This window comes from candidate division WOR-3 bacterium (assembly GCA_039802005.1).
Classification (GTDB): Bacteria; Hydrothermota; Tepidihabitantia; order SM23-42; family JAOAFX01; genus JAOAFX01.
Genome location: JBDRVV010000005.1, coordinates 101987 through 116798, shown reverse-complemented (window position 1 = coordinate 116798; position 14812 = coordinate 101987). Strand labels below are relative to the sequence as shown.

The following is a 14812-nucleotide window of genomic DNA, read 5'->3' as shown; positions in this document are numbered from 1 at the left end:
CTTCTTCAGTTCTAATAACATTTACAAATTGCGACATTAATTGCTTTACTTGAATCTTGAAGTCAGGACCGGTAGTAACTGAAGGTTTTAATTTCGGTTGTTTTTTAAGTTTTAGCGACTTCATACGAGAAACACGCTTTGCCGCCCTTGTGGCAAAAACAAGTGCCTCAAGTAGAGAATTTGAGGCAAGGCGATTTGCGCCGTGGACTCCGGTACAGGCACATTCACCAAGGGCAAATAGTCTCTCTATAGATGTTTCGCCCCAGGTATTTACCTTTATCCCACCGCAAAGATAATGGGCTGCAGGAACAACGGGTATTGGTTCTCTCGTGATATCAATGCCCCAGCGCAGGCAGGTTTCATAAATGGTGGGAAACCTATTTTTTATATAATCTGGTTTGAGATGGGTAACATCAAGAAGCACATAGGGGTCGTTATTTTCAATCATTTCGGTAACGCAGGCACGGGCAACAACATCCCTGGGTGCAAGATTTTCAAGAGGGTGATACTTTTTCATAAACGGTTTGCCTTTTCTTGTTTTAAGAATACCTCCTTCACCTCTAACCGCCTCAGATATTAAAAACGACCTGCCGTCAATTTTGATATTATATACCGCAGTGGGATGGAACTGAACAAATTCCATATTCGCTATTTCAGCACCCACACGGAATGCCATCGCAATGCCATCCCCGGTAGCAATGGGTGGATTTGTTGTATGTTCATATACCTGACCAACGCCACCGGTTGCTAAGATTGTTGCGCTGGCAAATATCGTTTCTACGCGCTGGGTATCGACATCAAAGTAGTAGATACCGAGACATTCGCCATCCTGTACAATCAGATCCAGAACAACCTCATTCTCACTTATTGTAAAATCATATTTTTTTGCCTCTTCAATCAACACTCGTTCAATCTCCTGTCCTGTAAAATCCCGTGCATGGACAATCCTGCGGTGTGAATGACCTCCTTCTTGTCCGAGTTCAAAATTACCATTACTATCAACGGAGAAACGACAACCCATCTGATATAATTCTTTTATCAAGGCAGGACCTTCTTTCACCATAATCTCTACCGCATCCCGGTGACATAAACCGTCTCCTGCGTTTAAAGTATCTTCTATATGACTCTCAAATGAATCGTCTTTACCAAAAACGCCTGCGATTCCACCCTGTGCATAATTAGTATTAGACTCTGCCTTGTGCTTTTTTGTGAGAATTAAAACACTGCCGTATTTTGCACTTTTGGTTGCAAAGGTTAACCCCGCAACACCGGAGCCCACAACCAGAAAATCTACCTTTCTGGGCATCAGAAGATTTTACATAAAATTCTTTGAATGTCAATAGAAATTTTCACCGAAAAAATGGCGGTTTAGATATTTTTTTAATTCCTCAATGCCAATTTTTTCTTTTGCAGAAACGAACAATGCATTGGGATACTTTTCATTTAGTCGGACACGCTCTTCATTAAAGAGGCGATCTAATTTATTAAAAACTAAAATCTTCGGTTTATTGTCAGCACCAATTTCTTTTAAAACTTCATCCACTGTTTTAATTTTTGATTCAATATCGTCTTCTGTTGCATCAACGATATGGATTAATAAATCCGCCTCAAGCACTTCAGCAAGTGTTGCACGGAAAGAGGCAATCAAACTGTGGGGAAGTTTTTTTAAAAAACCGACGGTATCGCTAATCAAAACTTTATGGTTGGGTGGTAAAAATAAAATTGAAGTATTTGAATCAAGTGTGGAGAAAAGATAATCTGCGGTAAGCAGGTCACCTTTGGTCAGGGCATTTACTAATGATGATTTACCTGCGTTTGTATATCCAACTGTGCATATTTTATAGAAATCGCGTCGCTGTTTCCTCTGTACCTGTTTTGATAGTTCAATCTTTTTTAGTTCCTTTTTCAGGATTGCGATTCTTTCTTTGATTCTCCTGCGGTCTACTTCTAATTTCTTCTCACCCGGACCCCTGGTACCAATACCACCACCGAGCCTTGAAAGTTCTAATCCCTTTCCCGTAAGTCGGGGAAGGCGATATTCAAGCTGTGCCATTTCTACTTGTAATTTTGCTTCTCTGGTCCGGGCGTGTTTGGCAAATATGTCAAGTATGAGGATTGTGCGGTCGATCACCCTTACCCCGGTTTCTGTTTCAATATTTCTTATCTGAACGCCGGAGAGTTCGGTATCAAATATCAGAAGGTCAATTTTAAAATCCTGTGCAAGTTTGCTCAATTCCTGTGCCTTGCCTTTTCCTATTAACAATGCCGGGTCGTATTTATCCCTTATCTGTATAAAACTTTCAATCACATCACCGCCTGCAGTTTTGGTTAGATTGGATAGTTCTTCAAGCGATTGTATCAATTCCCATCGTTTCAATTTTCCATCGCTTACTCCAATCAGAAAAGTGCGTTCCCTTTTTTCCATTTATTATTAAAGTTTAATCAACAGACCTTGAATTATTAAGAAGATAAATTATACGCTGGAGCGATGTTATAAACGTACCTATGGTGATAATAACCAATATATATACCATAATTTTGGCCCCAAAAAAAGAGCCGATAATTAGAAATAATAATCTGACAAATCGTTCAAATAAACCAACCTGTGGTGATATTCCGACTCCTTCACCCCTTGCCCTTGTATAACTGACCATTAATGAACCGAATTGTGCCAATAAAATCCAATAAAGAACATAATTGGCATTATGAAAATAATAAACAAATAATCCAAGATATATTAAAAATTCATTAACACGATCCAGTGTGGAATCTAAGAATCCTCCGAATTTGGTGACCCTGTTTGTCTGTCGTGCAATTTCACCATCAAATGTATCTAAAATACTGCTGAAGAATAAAATAATACCACCAAGCCAGAAAACACCGTTTTTATAAGCAAGAAAGGCAAATACTGCAATAATAAGACTGAGTATCGTTATAACATTGGGCGCAATATTTAGTTTTATAAGTAATTTTACAATCGGTAATAGAAAGACCTTTTTATATATCGCCTTTAATTTTTTCATCTCTACCTGCAACGATTATTGTAAATTCTCCCCGGTCGGTTTTTAGGTTTTTTAAAATTTCTTCAATGGTGCCTCTCAGAATTTCTTCATAATATTTTGTCAATTCACGCACAAGGACGATCCTCCTATTCGGAAGAACTTCTTTCATTTCGTTTAATGTTTCAATAACCCTGTGTGGTGATTCTAATATTACTGCCGGTCTTGATTCGGTCTTCAATGCTTCAAAAATCTTTTGTCTCTGTCCTTTCTTTTTTGGTAAAAAGCCTTCAAATATAAATCGGTTAATCGGTAATCCAGAAACTACCAGTGCTGCTATCGGTATTGAAGGGCCTGGTATAGAAGTGACCGGGATGTTATTTAAGACAGCTTCTTTTACCAGAACATAACCGGGATCTGATATTAGCGGTGTTCCAGCATTACAAATGAGCGCGATTTTTTTCCCTTCTTTTAATAATTTCAACAATTCGGGTGTTCTCTTTTTTTCAATGCGATCATAATAAGAAATCAGTGGTTTCTTGATATTATATTTTTGAAAAATTATCTTTGCACGCCGCGTATCTTCACATGCGATAAAATCTACTTCGTTTAGAATCTTTATTGCCCTGATTGTGATATCTTCCAGATTTCCTATCGGAGTGGCAACAATAAAAAGAGGCATTAAAGTTTTAATTTTGTGTAATCAAAAAAGTTTAAAGACATTAGGGCAAAACGATAGTCATTGAGGACCTTTTTTGCAATGTTTTCACTTTCTTTGCCCAAGAGCGTAGAAAATGATTCAAAAATTAAATCAAGCCAGCGCGCAATCCCCCGGGCAAGCATTTTGGGCTCAATTACAAGTTTTGCAGAGATATTGAAGTCAGCATCAATCTGGAATTCATTAATAAATGGATATTCTTTCTGGGCGGTTGATTTTGCCATCATTACCGTCTTCAGCACCATCGTATTACCGAGCGGTTTTGAATAATTCTTCAGCATTGCGGAAATAATCTTACAAAACATTTCTACCTGTGCTGGCGTTGCTTGAACAGGCATACCAACTTCAATATGGTCAAAGACTGCTATTGTGGTATTAGGTTTGGTCAGATAATTACAAATGATATTCTCATCCTGAATTTTTTCATTGTTCCCTGCAGCATAAAGTCCCAAAAGTTCACCCTGCTTGAACGCAATAAAAGATTCTTCAATCCCAGCCTTTATCCAGATAAAACCATCAAATTTTGTTGATTTAAGTTTATCTATAAGGATTTTGGGCTGGAGGCGATTGAGGTCTATTCCTGCTTTTATCGGTTGATTCGTTATTGAAGTTATAATCATATTTAACAGGACCTCATCTGTGGCATATTCAGATAAGATACCTGATGTTGCCTTTTTCGCCTTTTCAATAACTTCGGATATTGGAATTATAGTCCTTTCTTTTAAACTCAGTCGTGCGGCATTGAACGGTTCTCCTTGTTTTAAGAATATCAATTCTTCCATCTCAGGGTAGATGATAGAAATATATCCCGAAATACGGTGTGCCCTTTCCCGTTTTGATGCAGTCAATACATTATCAAGATTAATGAATTCAAGGCGTGTATTCTCAAGTATTGGTCTACCCTTGGGCAATTTCATAACATAATATTAAACAATTTTATGAAAAAGTCAAGGATTATTACAGTATTGACATCAATAGAGAATGGATTATAATATATGTGAGAAAGGAGGAATTATGAAGTTGCTGCAAATATTAATGATAGGGTCTTTGTTTTTTTCTGTTGTCCTATCATATGCAAAGGAGTATCAACCGATTCAGGAAATTGAAATTCTCAAGGCGAATGATGCAGGGGCAGCGATCAGATTACCAGCACCATTATATGATTCCAACCGGGTCTGGACCGGCTCTACTGCTAATCTGACAAGAAAAATTGCGTTTGGGAAGTATTTTAAAGGCAGTGCAGATGATACTTTAAGGATTATCACCGTTCAATCCGGGGGAACAAGATATCTTGTCATTGCCACCGATACAATGAGTACGAATTTTGTTAAAAATGGTTTTAGAATAGAAACGCCTTACTCATTTACGAGTGGTAGCTCCGCCTATTCGGTAGCAGTGGGAGATGTTGACGGTGATGAATATACCGATATTCTAACCGGACATTCTGCTACACCATACCGATTAATCTGGTTTGAATGGGATGGGGCTAACTGGGTAGCCCGTGATTCCTTCGCGGTGAATAGTTCAATAAACGATATTGTCTTCGGCGATGGAGACAATAATCCGACAACAAGGGATTTTTATATCAATATTGTTCAGACTTCACCGAGTGCAGCAATAATGAGGGTGCAATGGGACGGAAGTGCCTGGGATACAACAAGGATTCTTTTGAGTGGAACGGTAGCAGCAAGGGGTATCGCAATTGGTGATATCGTGCCCACGCTTTCCGGAAACGAAATCTATGTGGTCGGTGGTGCACGGCTCTGGCAATTATACTGGAATGGAACATCCTGGGATACCCTTACTATATCCAGCGCTTTATCCGGTGCTTATGATGCAGTAATCGGTGATATCAATCCTCTCTTTCCTGGAAATGAAATTGGAATTGTGCATGGTTCAACTTCTTATCAAGTTTCAATCTGGAACTGGACCGGGGCCTACTGGTATGGGGTTGCCTGGGCTTGGACATCAACCTGGGGAGCTGCGGATAATTGTATCGCCATTGGTGATATATTGACCGATAATCCGGGTGCAGAGCTCGTCCTGGTCGGTGGTGCCAGCACCACAGCGATACCTTATATCTTCTGGTATGCACCGAATGGCAGTGCATGGATAAGGGGATTACAAAAATCGGTCGCCTCCCAGAGTGATTATGGAGTTATAATCGGCAATATCAACCGATTTAGAAATTTAAATCAGGAGATTGTGCTTTCGGGCGGTGGCTCACTTGTGGAGATTGAGCAGCGAGATTTAGTGAATGACATTGGGACATATTATTTCCGATTATTGAATCCAACTTCAATTATCAATGCACCTGATACAATCCTTGTTACTATCTTTAATTCCGGCTCAAATCCCCAGAGCAGTTTTCCTGTTCAGTTTGCATTCAAGAATAATCCGATAAGTGGCGCAATACCATTTCCTGGCACCCTTCAACCAGGTGCTGTGGATTCCATAAAAATTCCTGTGGTAATGAATTTTCTCGGCATGGATACCCTTTATGTCTTTACGAATTTATTTGGTGATGTTAATCCGGTAAATGATACCACCAAACTCCACGTTGAGGTCTATGACGAAAGCACGAAGGTAGCATCAAACTTCAATGCGGTGGCATTTCCGCCAGTAAATGCAACGACTTCTCCAGCCTTTGATACTCCTTATAATTGGTGGCGGACAATCCTTGCCGGATCCTATAATTGGGCAAGATATACCAGCGGTTCGAACCCAACTTGCACCCCGCTGGAAGGTTATGCAATGGCGGGTTTTCCGTCATATAATGCGAGCAGTGGTTCAGGTTCCAGATTAAGAACACACAGAATTAATATCGGACCTCAGAATCGAAGATTGATGCTTCGTTTCTATATGTATCATGACCCTAGTTATACGACCAATCCAGATTCAATCGTCGTTGAATTTTCTTGTAATGATACTACTTATACCCCAGTTGCTGCATTCCACAGATACGGTGCGACAGCAGGCTGGTATGCCCATGATGTAGAAATTGGTAATTTCCATGCCGACCGAAATCTTTATCTCGCCTTCCGCGCGCGCAGTGGTTATGGAAATAATATGTTCATAGACTCAGTTCGGGCGTATGTTACCCCACCTACCGCATTTAACAATGACGCTGGAATTATTGCAGCGACACTGGGACCTAAACCATACATTGTCAATAAGCCCACGTCGGTGAATGTAGTGATTAAAAATTTTGGATTTAACCCGGTTACATCAATTCCGATTTTCTACACCACCGGTGGGGCGGATACGACATTTGAAACCTGGACCGGTTATCTTGAGATTGGACAGATTGCAAACTATTCGTTCACGCAACAATTTGTACCAACGGCTTCCGGCGATAATACTATCTGGTTTGGAACAAAATTGTCGGGCGACCAGAATCCACAGAATGATACAATCGTTAAAGTAGTTACTGTATGTCCTTATTCCCACACGCCTCCTTATACGAAGGATTTTGATGAACTCTGGATTAATTCAACCGAACCGCCATTCTGTGGCTGGTATATAATTGATGGTGGTTCACAAACGCCACCGGTTACGGACAATAATGACTGGCATCGTTATGTTTCAACAAGTCCATCACGGACCGTGGCAAGGGTGTACTTCTCACCAACTGAAGTGCATGACGACTGGCTCATTTCACCGAGGTTTGATTGCAGTGCCAGTGGTAATTACATACTCAATTACTGGCATTACTATAATGATTATACTACCTCAAGGTTGGATTCGGGCCGCGTCCTTGTCAGCACTGACGATGGCGCAACCTGGCAGATGATTCATTTCTATTCCAATGCCGATGATTCAGGCTATAAGTCCGTGGATGTGACATCTTTGGTTCAAGGTGAGAACGATGTGCGCTTTGCCTTCCATTATGTGGCGAATGATGAATTGTACTGGTATGTTGACGACTTCGTCCTTGATTTCACTGTGGGAATAAGTGAAGTAAACAAGAATATAGTTAATGAATATTTTCTTATCACCCATCCCAATCCTTTCTCAAATCAGATAATGATAAATTACGGAGTACCAAAGAGTTCTGAAATTGAGATTGTAGTCTACAATGCTGCAGGACAGATGGTAAGAACGCTCATGAAGGCAAAGGTTGATAAAGGTTTGTATAAAATGAGTTGGAACGGTTACGATGATTATGGCCGGAAATTGCCCAATGGTGTGTATTTTGTACGAATGAATACCGATAGCCGGAAAATAACAAATAAGGTGCTAATGGTTAAATAAATACCTATCGCGATTGATTGTAAGAAAGCCCCTTCATAAGAAGGGGCTTTCTTATTTAAGAAATTTTAAAAAATTTTAAAGCCAACGGTTTTTTATAAAAATTTTATAGGCAGCAAAGAAAGGGGTTAATAAGAGACAGAGTAACCAGAATAAATCTCCAATGACAAGATAGATGGTATGCATATTGAAATGCGGTAAAGAAAAAGTTATTATATCCTCGGTAAAGAGTTCTGTTTCTTTTTTTATCCTACCATACTGGTCTACGACCATTGATATGCCGGTATTGGCACTGCGTACCAGGGGAACACCAGTTTCTACTGTTCTTAAGATTGCCATATCATTATGTTGCTGGGGTCCGGAAATCTTTCCAAACCAGCCGTCGTTCGTGATATTGACGAGTAATTGGGCTCCCTTTTTCACAAACTCTCTTGATATTTCCGGGAATATTGATTCAAAACAAATAAGACAGGAGAATTTTATACCATTAGTCGAAAATACCGTATATTCATTTCCGGGTGAATAATCACCTTCGCCAAAATCAATCTTTCTGAATAAGGGGATGTATTTATCAAAAGGGATATGTTCGCCGAAGGGAACGAGATGAATTTTTTTGTATTCCTGGATTATGCCTTTTTCGGGATCAATTAAGACCGCCCCATTGTAAATCTCATGTTTTTGCTTGTCGTATATGGGTGTTCCAGTGAGTATTGGAACGCCGAGTCTGTTTGACAGTACTATTACTGAATCCTGATAAGCACCCGGAGTTTTGATATTGATAGGAGTTGCAGTTTCGGGCCAGACAATCAAGGAAAGTTTTTTATCTGGATTTCTTTCCTGACACATTTCAGAGAGTTTTAGTAGACGACGGAATGTTTCATCGCGCATCTGGGCGGTAAATTTTAAATTGGGGTCAATGTTGGGCTGGACGATACCGATAGTGATTTCTTTTGAAAAATCTGACTTACTATGCAATCTTATATATCCGAAGAATATTGGTAATAGAAAGATAATGGCAGATATAATGATGTTTTTTATTTTCTTATTGAGCAAAAAATAAAAAAGTGAAACATTGAGAAGAACCAGCCAAAAAGATGTCCCATAAACACCATAAATAGAAGCCTGCTGGATTATTAAAGGATAACGGGCTTGGGAATACCCCAGTGAAAGCCAGGGAAAACCAAGTTCTCCGAGTCCTTTTAAATATTCAAGACCTGCCCATATAAAGGGTAATGACCAGAGGCCAATTATTCTTGCAAATAATAATCCAGTAGCAATATACAACGCAATATATATAAACATCAATGCCATTCCCAAAATCATTAGCAACTTTATATTAACTTCTATCTGTAAAAATATAATCCAGAATAGAGAAAAAAGGGAGAATAAAAAGCCAAAGGTCAAACCGTAAAGAAAAGCTTTTGAAAGGGTTGAGTTATAGACTACAAAAAGTAGCGGAACGAGTCCGAACCAGGCAAGAAAATAGAGCCCGAACGGATGGAAAGAAAGTGACAAAATTATTGCAGAGAGACAAATTAATACAAAATTTTTCATTGAACATTTTTAAATTTTTACCATTTTATTTTTAGTCGCTGATTCATAGAATGCATCGGTGACACGGGCAATTAATAATCCATCTTCAGCAGTAAAAGGCGGACTTGTATTCTTTCTGATTGCATCAATAAAAAATTGTGCCTGAAGTTCACAGGCAACTTTATAAAGATTTTTGACTGGAATTGATGGAGTAACATTTACCAGTTCGTTGTGCAATTCTTTATGAATTTTTAATGGATTGAGTAGCGCCCCACCTTTTCTGCCGAATATGTTGCAGTAAAGGAAATCTTTGTCAAATAATAACGACCAGCCGACTTCAATTGTAAGTAAGGTACCGTCCTTATAATTGATTATACACAGGGCAGTATCTTCCACTTTTGTATCAGATTCTTTTTTGTGCATTGAACCGAAAATTGTATCAACTTCTTTGTCTTCAAGAAAATGGGTAGCAATGGCGAGGATCTGGGTTCCAAGTGTTAAAAACGCACCGCCACCACTTTTCAAAAGGTCCATACGCCAATCAGAAAGAACCCATTCTTTCATTCCTAAAAGCCATCCAGCTTTTAAATAATATACATCTCCGAGTTCACCTTCTTTGATGAATTTCTTTAATGTTTGAACATCCGGTCGGAATCTTCCAGTGAGGGCAACTGCCACCTGTTTCTTTGTCTGTTTGGCAATCTTTGCCACTTCCTGTGCTTCGCTGAGGCTTATCGCCATCGGATTTTCACATAGAACATCCTTACCGAATTTTAACGCTGCAATCGTCATTGGTGCATGTAGATAATTGGGTGTAGAAACGACAATTGCATCTATCTCTTTATCTTCTATCATCTCTTGAAAGTCAATGTACCTCTTAGGAATACTATATTTATTAGCAATCTGTTCAACCTTCTGCGTATCGGTATCACATAAAGCAATCAAATTACAATCGTTGTTCTTTTTAAAGACGGGAATATGTGCAATCTGTGCGTGAGCACCGCAGCCAACAATCCCGATTTTAACTGTTTTTTTCATACCCCTAAATATAGATTAAATTCATACGGATGTGGTCTTAAATGGACTTCTTCAAATTCTTTTGTCTTTACTTCAATCCATCGTTCAATAAGGTCGGCATTGAACACATCACCCTTTAGCAAGAATTTATGGTCTTCCTTTAATGCATTTATTGCTTCATAGGAATTTGTTGGTAGTTTTTCTCTTTTATCTGGTTTAAGATTATTCTCTATTCCATCAAGTCCGGCAAGGAGTACAGCACTCATTGCAAGATAAGGATTGCTTGTTGCATCAGGAATGCGATATTCTATATCAAGTTCTTTTTTATTTCTTATATACGCAGGTACACGGATTGCTGATGTCCTGCTTCCAAGGGCAAAATCAGTATAAGTCGGTGCTTCAAATCCTGGAATCAGTCTTTTATAAGAATTTGTGCTGGGATTTGTAAAAGCACAGAGTGCCCGTGAATGTTGAAGTATCCCACCAATATATTTGAGGCATAATTCGCTAAGATTGTTTTTTGAATGCGGGTCATAAAAAAGTGATTTGTTTTTTTCACCAACGTATTGATGAAGATGGAGCCCATTCCCTGGTTCGCCGATAAATGGTTTGGGCATAAATGTGAGATATATATTCCGACTTTTTGCAAGAGATTTCAATAAATATTTTGATAAAAATAGATTATCGGCAGATTTTAATAAAGGTTCCAACAATAGCTCTATTTCCATCTGTCCTTTTGAACCAACTTCATGGTGATGGTATTTTGCCTTTATTCCACATTGATTTAACAATTTTACCATTTCATTGCGTAAATTTGTATAAAGGTCTTCTGGTGGTCCAATATGATATCCACCTTTATACCTTATAGGATAATGTATTGCATTTTCTGCTTCATTAATATATTCAAGCCGATAATAACTATAACCCGGACCCTCGGCATATTCGCATTTTTCAAAAATATAGAATTCAAGTTCAGGTTGAAAAAATGCCTGGGTATTGAGAACCTTCTTTAAATAATTTGTTGCTTTTTTGGCAATATTTCTTGAATCCCGCTCGTAAGGGATCAGCTTATCAGGCAGATAGACACTGCACAAAAAAGAGATTGTTTTATCTTCAAAAAATGGGTCAATAAAAGAAGTAGTCAAATCAGGAAATAAGAGCATATCACCTTTCTGAACCCCCTTGTACCCGGGTAGACTTGAACCATCAACACCAACCCCTTCAGAAAGCATCTCATCAAATCTTTCAACCGGAATTGTGATGTGATTTAGGGTTCCAATAAGTGTGCAATATTTTAAATCAATAAATTTAATTCCTTCTTTTATTAACTGTTTTTTCTGGTGACTTATTTCTCGTTTTTTCATAACCATTACAATTATAAATAAAAAAAAAGAATAGTCAATAGATACAATATAATTGACTTTTTTTAAAAAATAAATATACTTATCACAAAAAAATGATTTATCACAACATCTCCAAGGATAAAATTTCTAAATGAACCCGGGTTTTATCATATTTATCATAACTTATATCGTAATCGGCATTCAAAATATTCCGGGCATTCATATTAACAGAACAGCGGGTGCCCTTTTGGGGGCTGTGGCTATGGTATTTTTCGGTGTGATATCATTGAAAGAAGCATACGCAGCGATTGACCTTGATATAATATTATTCATTCTGGGTATGATGATAATTATTGCATATATGGAGTTATCCGGTTTTTTTGAAATAGTTGAGAGGTGGATATTGCACAGGGCAAAAAGTGCTTCAGGACTATTGTTTTTTTTAATAATATCATCAGGAATTGCATCAAGTTTGTTTATGAATGATACAATATGCCTTCTGTTTACGCCGATTGTTTTAAGGATCACCAGAAAAGCACAACTCAATCCAATTCCTTTTCTAATTGCATTAGCAACATCTTCAAATATTGGCAGCACAATGACTGTTATCGGTAATCCACAAAATATGCTTATTGGTCTATATTCTAAGATTCCTTTTTTGGAATTTTTAAGAATTCTTTCACCGGTATCAATCATAGGATTATTATTAAATTTTCTATTGATACGTTTAATTTATCATAATGATTTTGTCGGCAGGAAATTAGACATTGAATTTGATGAAAATAAAATCGTTATTCAAAAAAGGCTTTTTATAGCGTCATTTATTACATTAATTTTACTTTTGATATTCCTTTGTTTGGGTTATAGCCCTCAAAATGTTGCAATCACCCTTGCATGTTTTCTGATTCTTGCCGGTGCCGATAAGCCGCGCAAGGCATTGGAAGAAGTGGACTGGCAGTTGCTTCTATTTTTTGCCGGTTTATTTATTGTAATGCGAGGCGTGGAGAAATCAGGCATAACATTATCTATATTTGAGTATGTGAAGCAGTATCTTGCCAATGGTAAATTTTCTCAGATTTTCAATTTGACCGTTGGTTCAACCATACTATCTAATATTATAAGCAATGTTCCTGCCGTTATATTATTTTCACATTTCTTTGCTGGTTTAGCGAATTCTAAAGTTGCCTGGCTTACACTTGCCATGTCTTCAACCCTTGCTGGAAATCTAACTATCATTGGTTCGGTTGCAAATATAATTGTTTTTGAATCATCTGGAAAAGAAGGAGTAAGGGTTGGGTTTTTTGAATATTTAAAAGTTGGTTTCCCATTGACGCTTATTACTCTATTCATTGGTGTTGTCATATTATTAATATCTGGTTAATGTAAGTTATAAACTCCCTTGAAAATTTATCTTCCTCCAATATAATATAATTATATGAAAGTTTTAATCCTTGCAGTTCCTATTGGCGCGGGACATTTAAAGGCAGCAAATGCAATTAAACAGGCAATAGAAAAATTATCACCAGATTCTAAAGTCAGATTTGAAGATTGCTTCAAATGGGTATTTCCGCTATACGGGTTCATGTATAAAAACATTTATGAATTCTGCCAAAAAAACGCAATCTGGCTTTTGAAGATTTTCTATCAGGGTATGGGTGTGAAAACTGGGGGTGACAAAACTCTTTATAAATTTCATAAAATGACTGCCTATAAATTTTCTGATTTACTCAGGGAATACAAACCGGATTATGTCTTGTGCACACATTTTTCACCCTGCTATTATACTGCATTATACAAAAAGTTATTCAATTACAAAATGGGTGTTGTAATCACGGATTATTATATTCACCCGCACTGGGTTAATAAAGAGGTTGATGACTATTTTATACCAAATGAAGACCTGGGTGAGCAGATAACAAAATATGGAATTAAGGGAGCGCAAATTTATCCATTCGGTATTCCAGTGAGTATTTCCTTGGAAGGCGAGATTGATAAAAATGCAGCACGGCAAAGATTTGGATTATCTACTGAAAGGATTTCGGTCGTGGTAATGGGTAGTAAGATCTTTGGTGGAGAATGGTTTGAAATTGTTCGGGAGATTATTGACTTTGATTATGATTTGCTGGTCTTGTGTGGAGAAAATAAAGAAGCAATGGAAAAAATCAAGAAACTAAAAGGTAAGGCAAATCTAAAAATTTATGGCATGGTTGACAAGATTCAAGAATTGATTTCAGTCTGTGATATTCTAATTACAAAGGCAGGTGGTATAACAACGACCGAAGCAACAAGGGCTGGTCCTTGTCTTTTGTTTGCTAATTCAATCCCTGGTTTGGAGGATAAGAACGAAGAATTTTTTATAAGCCATAACGCAGGATTGAAAATTACAAAAGACAATGCCAAGAGAGTTATGAACGATCTGCTTTGTCATAAAGAAAAGATAATTCAATTGAAAAGAAATCTTTTAAGACTCGGTAAAAGTAATTCTGCGTTAAATATTGCCCGGGTAGTACTAAAAGCAGCGGATAGATAATCTTTCATAAAAGATTTATTTTAATTAAACATTGTCTTTTTATAATGATTAAAGGGGGCATATGACCCGAGAAGATTTTGAGGAAGCTATTAAGGAATCTTTGAAAAAATTGCCAAAAATTCTGCGGGATAAATTGGTAAATGTAGAGTTTGTGATTGAAGATAAACCCATACCACAAAAAAACCTTTTGGGTCTATACCAGGGTGTTCCTTTGAAGAAACGGGGATTCTGGTATGGAAATGTTTTGCCTGATAAAATTACATTGTTTAAATATAATATTGAGAATTTAACAAAAAATGATGATGAAACGAAAAGATTGATTTATGAAGTGCTTCTTCACGAAATTGGACATTATTTTGGGTTTGATGAAACTGAACTACAGGATATGGCTTCTCATAAATAGAAGAGAGATTAATAGGTT

The 14812-nt window shown here is 37.6% G+C and carries 12 protein-coding genes; 4 read left to right on the top strand and 8 right to left on the bottom strand.

Annotated features, from left to right (window positions below; genetic code table 11):
• The 5 genes from nadB to ABIL69_03145 all read right to left on the bottom strand — a co-directional run.
• On the bottom strand, positions 1 to 1306 hold a 1306-nt coding region (gene nadB, locus ABIL69_03165), incomplete at its 3' end, for an L-aspartate oxidase (GenBank protein MEO0122986.1).
• Positions 1307 to 1336: 30 nt separating this feature from the next.
• On the bottom strand, positions 1337 to 2425 hold the full coding sequence (hflX, locus tag ABIL69_03160; GenBank protein MEO0122985.1) for a GTPase HflX: 1089 nt from the start codon (positions 2423 to 2425) through the stop codon (positions 1337 to 1339).
• A gap of 13 nt (positions 2426 to 2438) precedes the next feature.
• Positions 2439 to 3023 (bottom strand): CDP-alcohol phosphatidyltransferase family protein, encoded by a 585-nt coding sequence (locus ABIL69_03155; protein MEO0122984.1) that lies wholly within the window; start codon positions 3021 to 3023, stop codon positions 2439 to 2441.
• Entirely contained in the window at positions 2998 to 3681 is a 684-nt protein-coding gene (rsmI, locus tag ABIL69_03150; GenBank protein ID MEO0122983.1) for a 16S rRNA (cytidine(1402)-2'-O)-methyltransferase, read from the bottom strand. The genes ABIL69_03155 and rsmI overlap by 26 nt, the downstream gene beginning before the upstream one ends.
• Positions 3681 to 4634: a hypothetical protein gene (locus ABIL69_03145; protein MEO0122982.1), complete on the bottom strand. Its 954-nt coding sequence runs from the start codon at positions 4632 to 4634 to the stop codon at positions 3681 to 3683. Before ABIL69_03145 ends, rsmI begins: the two co-directional genes overlap by 1 nt.
• Positions 4635 to 4731: 97 nt before the next feature.
• On the opposite strand from ABIL69_03145, the gene ABIL69_03140 reads away from it, so the two are divergent.
• Entirely contained in the window at positions 4732 to 7971 is a 3240-nt protein-coding gene (locus tag ABIL69_03140) for a choice-of-anchor J domain-containing protein (GenBank protein ID MEO0122981.1), read from the top strand.
• Positions 7972 to 8046: 75 nt separating this feature from the next.
• Here ABIL69_03140 and lnt read toward each other — a convergent pair whose 3' ends face one another.
• From lnt to glnA, 3 genes are read right to left on the bottom strand one after another with little or no spacing between them, the layout of a single operon-like run.
• On the bottom strand, positions 8047 to 9522 hold the full coding sequence (gene lnt, locus ABIL69_03135) for an apolipoprotein N-acyltransferase (protein MEO0122980.1): 1476 nt from the start codon (positions 9520 to 9522) through the stop codon (positions 8047 to 8049).
• A 9-nt stretch (positions 9523 to 9531) separates the two neighbouring features.
• Entirely contained in the window at positions 9532 to 10539 is a 1008-nt protein-coding gene (locus ABIL69_03130) for a Gfo/Idh/MocA family oxidoreductase (GenBank protein ID MEO0122979.1), read from the bottom strand.
• The gene (gene glnA, locus ABIL69_03125; protein MEO0122978.1) at positions 10536 to 11882 is read right to left on the bottom strand and encodes a type I glutamate--ammonia ligase; all 1347 of its coding nucleotides are present in this window, start codon (positions 11880 to 11882) and stop codon (positions 10536 to 10538) included. Before glnA ends, ABIL69_03130 begins: the two co-directional genes overlap by 4 nt.
• Positions 11883 to 12012: 130 nt before the next feature.
• On the opposite strand from glnA, the gene ABIL69_03120 reads away from it, so the two are divergent.
• The 3 genes from ABIL69_03120 (at position 12013) to ABIL69_03110 (ending at position 14794) form a co-directional block, all read left to right on the top strand.
• Positions 12013 to 13242 (top strand): anion transporter, encoded by a 1230-nt coding sequence (locus ABIL69_03120; GenBank protein MEO0122977.1) that lies wholly within the window; start codon positions 12013 to 12015, stop codon positions 13240 to 13242.
• Between the two features lie 54 nt (positions 13243 to 13296).
• On the top strand, positions 13297 to 14391 hold the full coding sequence (locus ABIL69_03115) for a glycosyltransferase (protein MEO0122976.1): 1095 nt from the start codon (positions 13297 to 13299) through the stop codon (positions 14389 to 14391).
• A 61-nt stretch (positions 14392 to 14452) separates the two neighbouring features.
• Positions 14453 to 14794, top strand: a complete 342-nt coding sequence (locus ABIL69_03110; protein MEO0122975.1) for a metallopeptidase family protein — start codon at positions 14453 to 14455, stop codon at positions 14792 to 14794.
• Positions 14795 to 14812 lie beyond the last annotated feature (18 nt).

Coding starts and splice junctions, on each gene's coding strand:
- rsmI (MEO0122983.1), bottom strand. CDS start 3,681: ATGCCTCTTTTTATTGTTGCCACTCCGATAGGAAATCTGGAAGATATC.
- ABIL69_03115 (MEO0122976.1), top strand. CDS start 13,297: ATGAAAGTTTTAATCCTTGCAGTTCCTATTGGCGCGGGACATTTAAAG.
- hflX (MEO0122985.1), bottom strand. CDS start 2,425: ATGGAAAAAAGGGAACGCACTTTTCTGATTGGAGTAAGCGATGGAAAA.
- ABIL69_03155 (MEO0122984.1), bottom strand. CDS start 3,023: ATGAAAAAATTAAAGGCGATATATAAAAAGGTCTTTCTATTACCGATT.
- ABIL69_03110 (MEO0122975.1), top strand. CDS start 14,453: ATGACCCGAGAAGATTTTGAGGAAGCTATTAAGGAATCTTTGAAAAAA.
- glnA (MEO0122978.1), bottom strand. CDS start 11,882: ATGAAAAAACGAGAAATAAGTCACCAGAAAAAACAGTTAATAAAAGAA.
- ABIL69_03120 (MEO0122977.1), top strand. CDS start 12,013: ATGAACCCGGGTTTTATCATATTTATCATAACTTATATCGTAATCGGC.
- ABIL69_03145 (MEO0122982.1), bottom strand. CDS start 4,634: ATGAAATTGCCCAAGGGTAGACCAATACTTGAGAATACACGCCTTGAA.
- ABIL69_03140 (MEO0122981.1), top strand. CDS start 4,732: ATGAAGTTGCTGCAAATATTAATGATAGGGTCTTTGTTTTTTTCTGTT.
- lnt (MEO0122980.1), bottom strand. CDS start 9,522: ATGAAAAATTTTGTATTAATTTGTCTCTCTGCAATAATTTTGTCACTT.
- ABIL69_03130 (MEO0122979.1), bottom strand. CDS start 10,539: ATGAAAAAAACAGTTAAAATCGGGATTGTTGGCTGCGGTGCTCACGCA.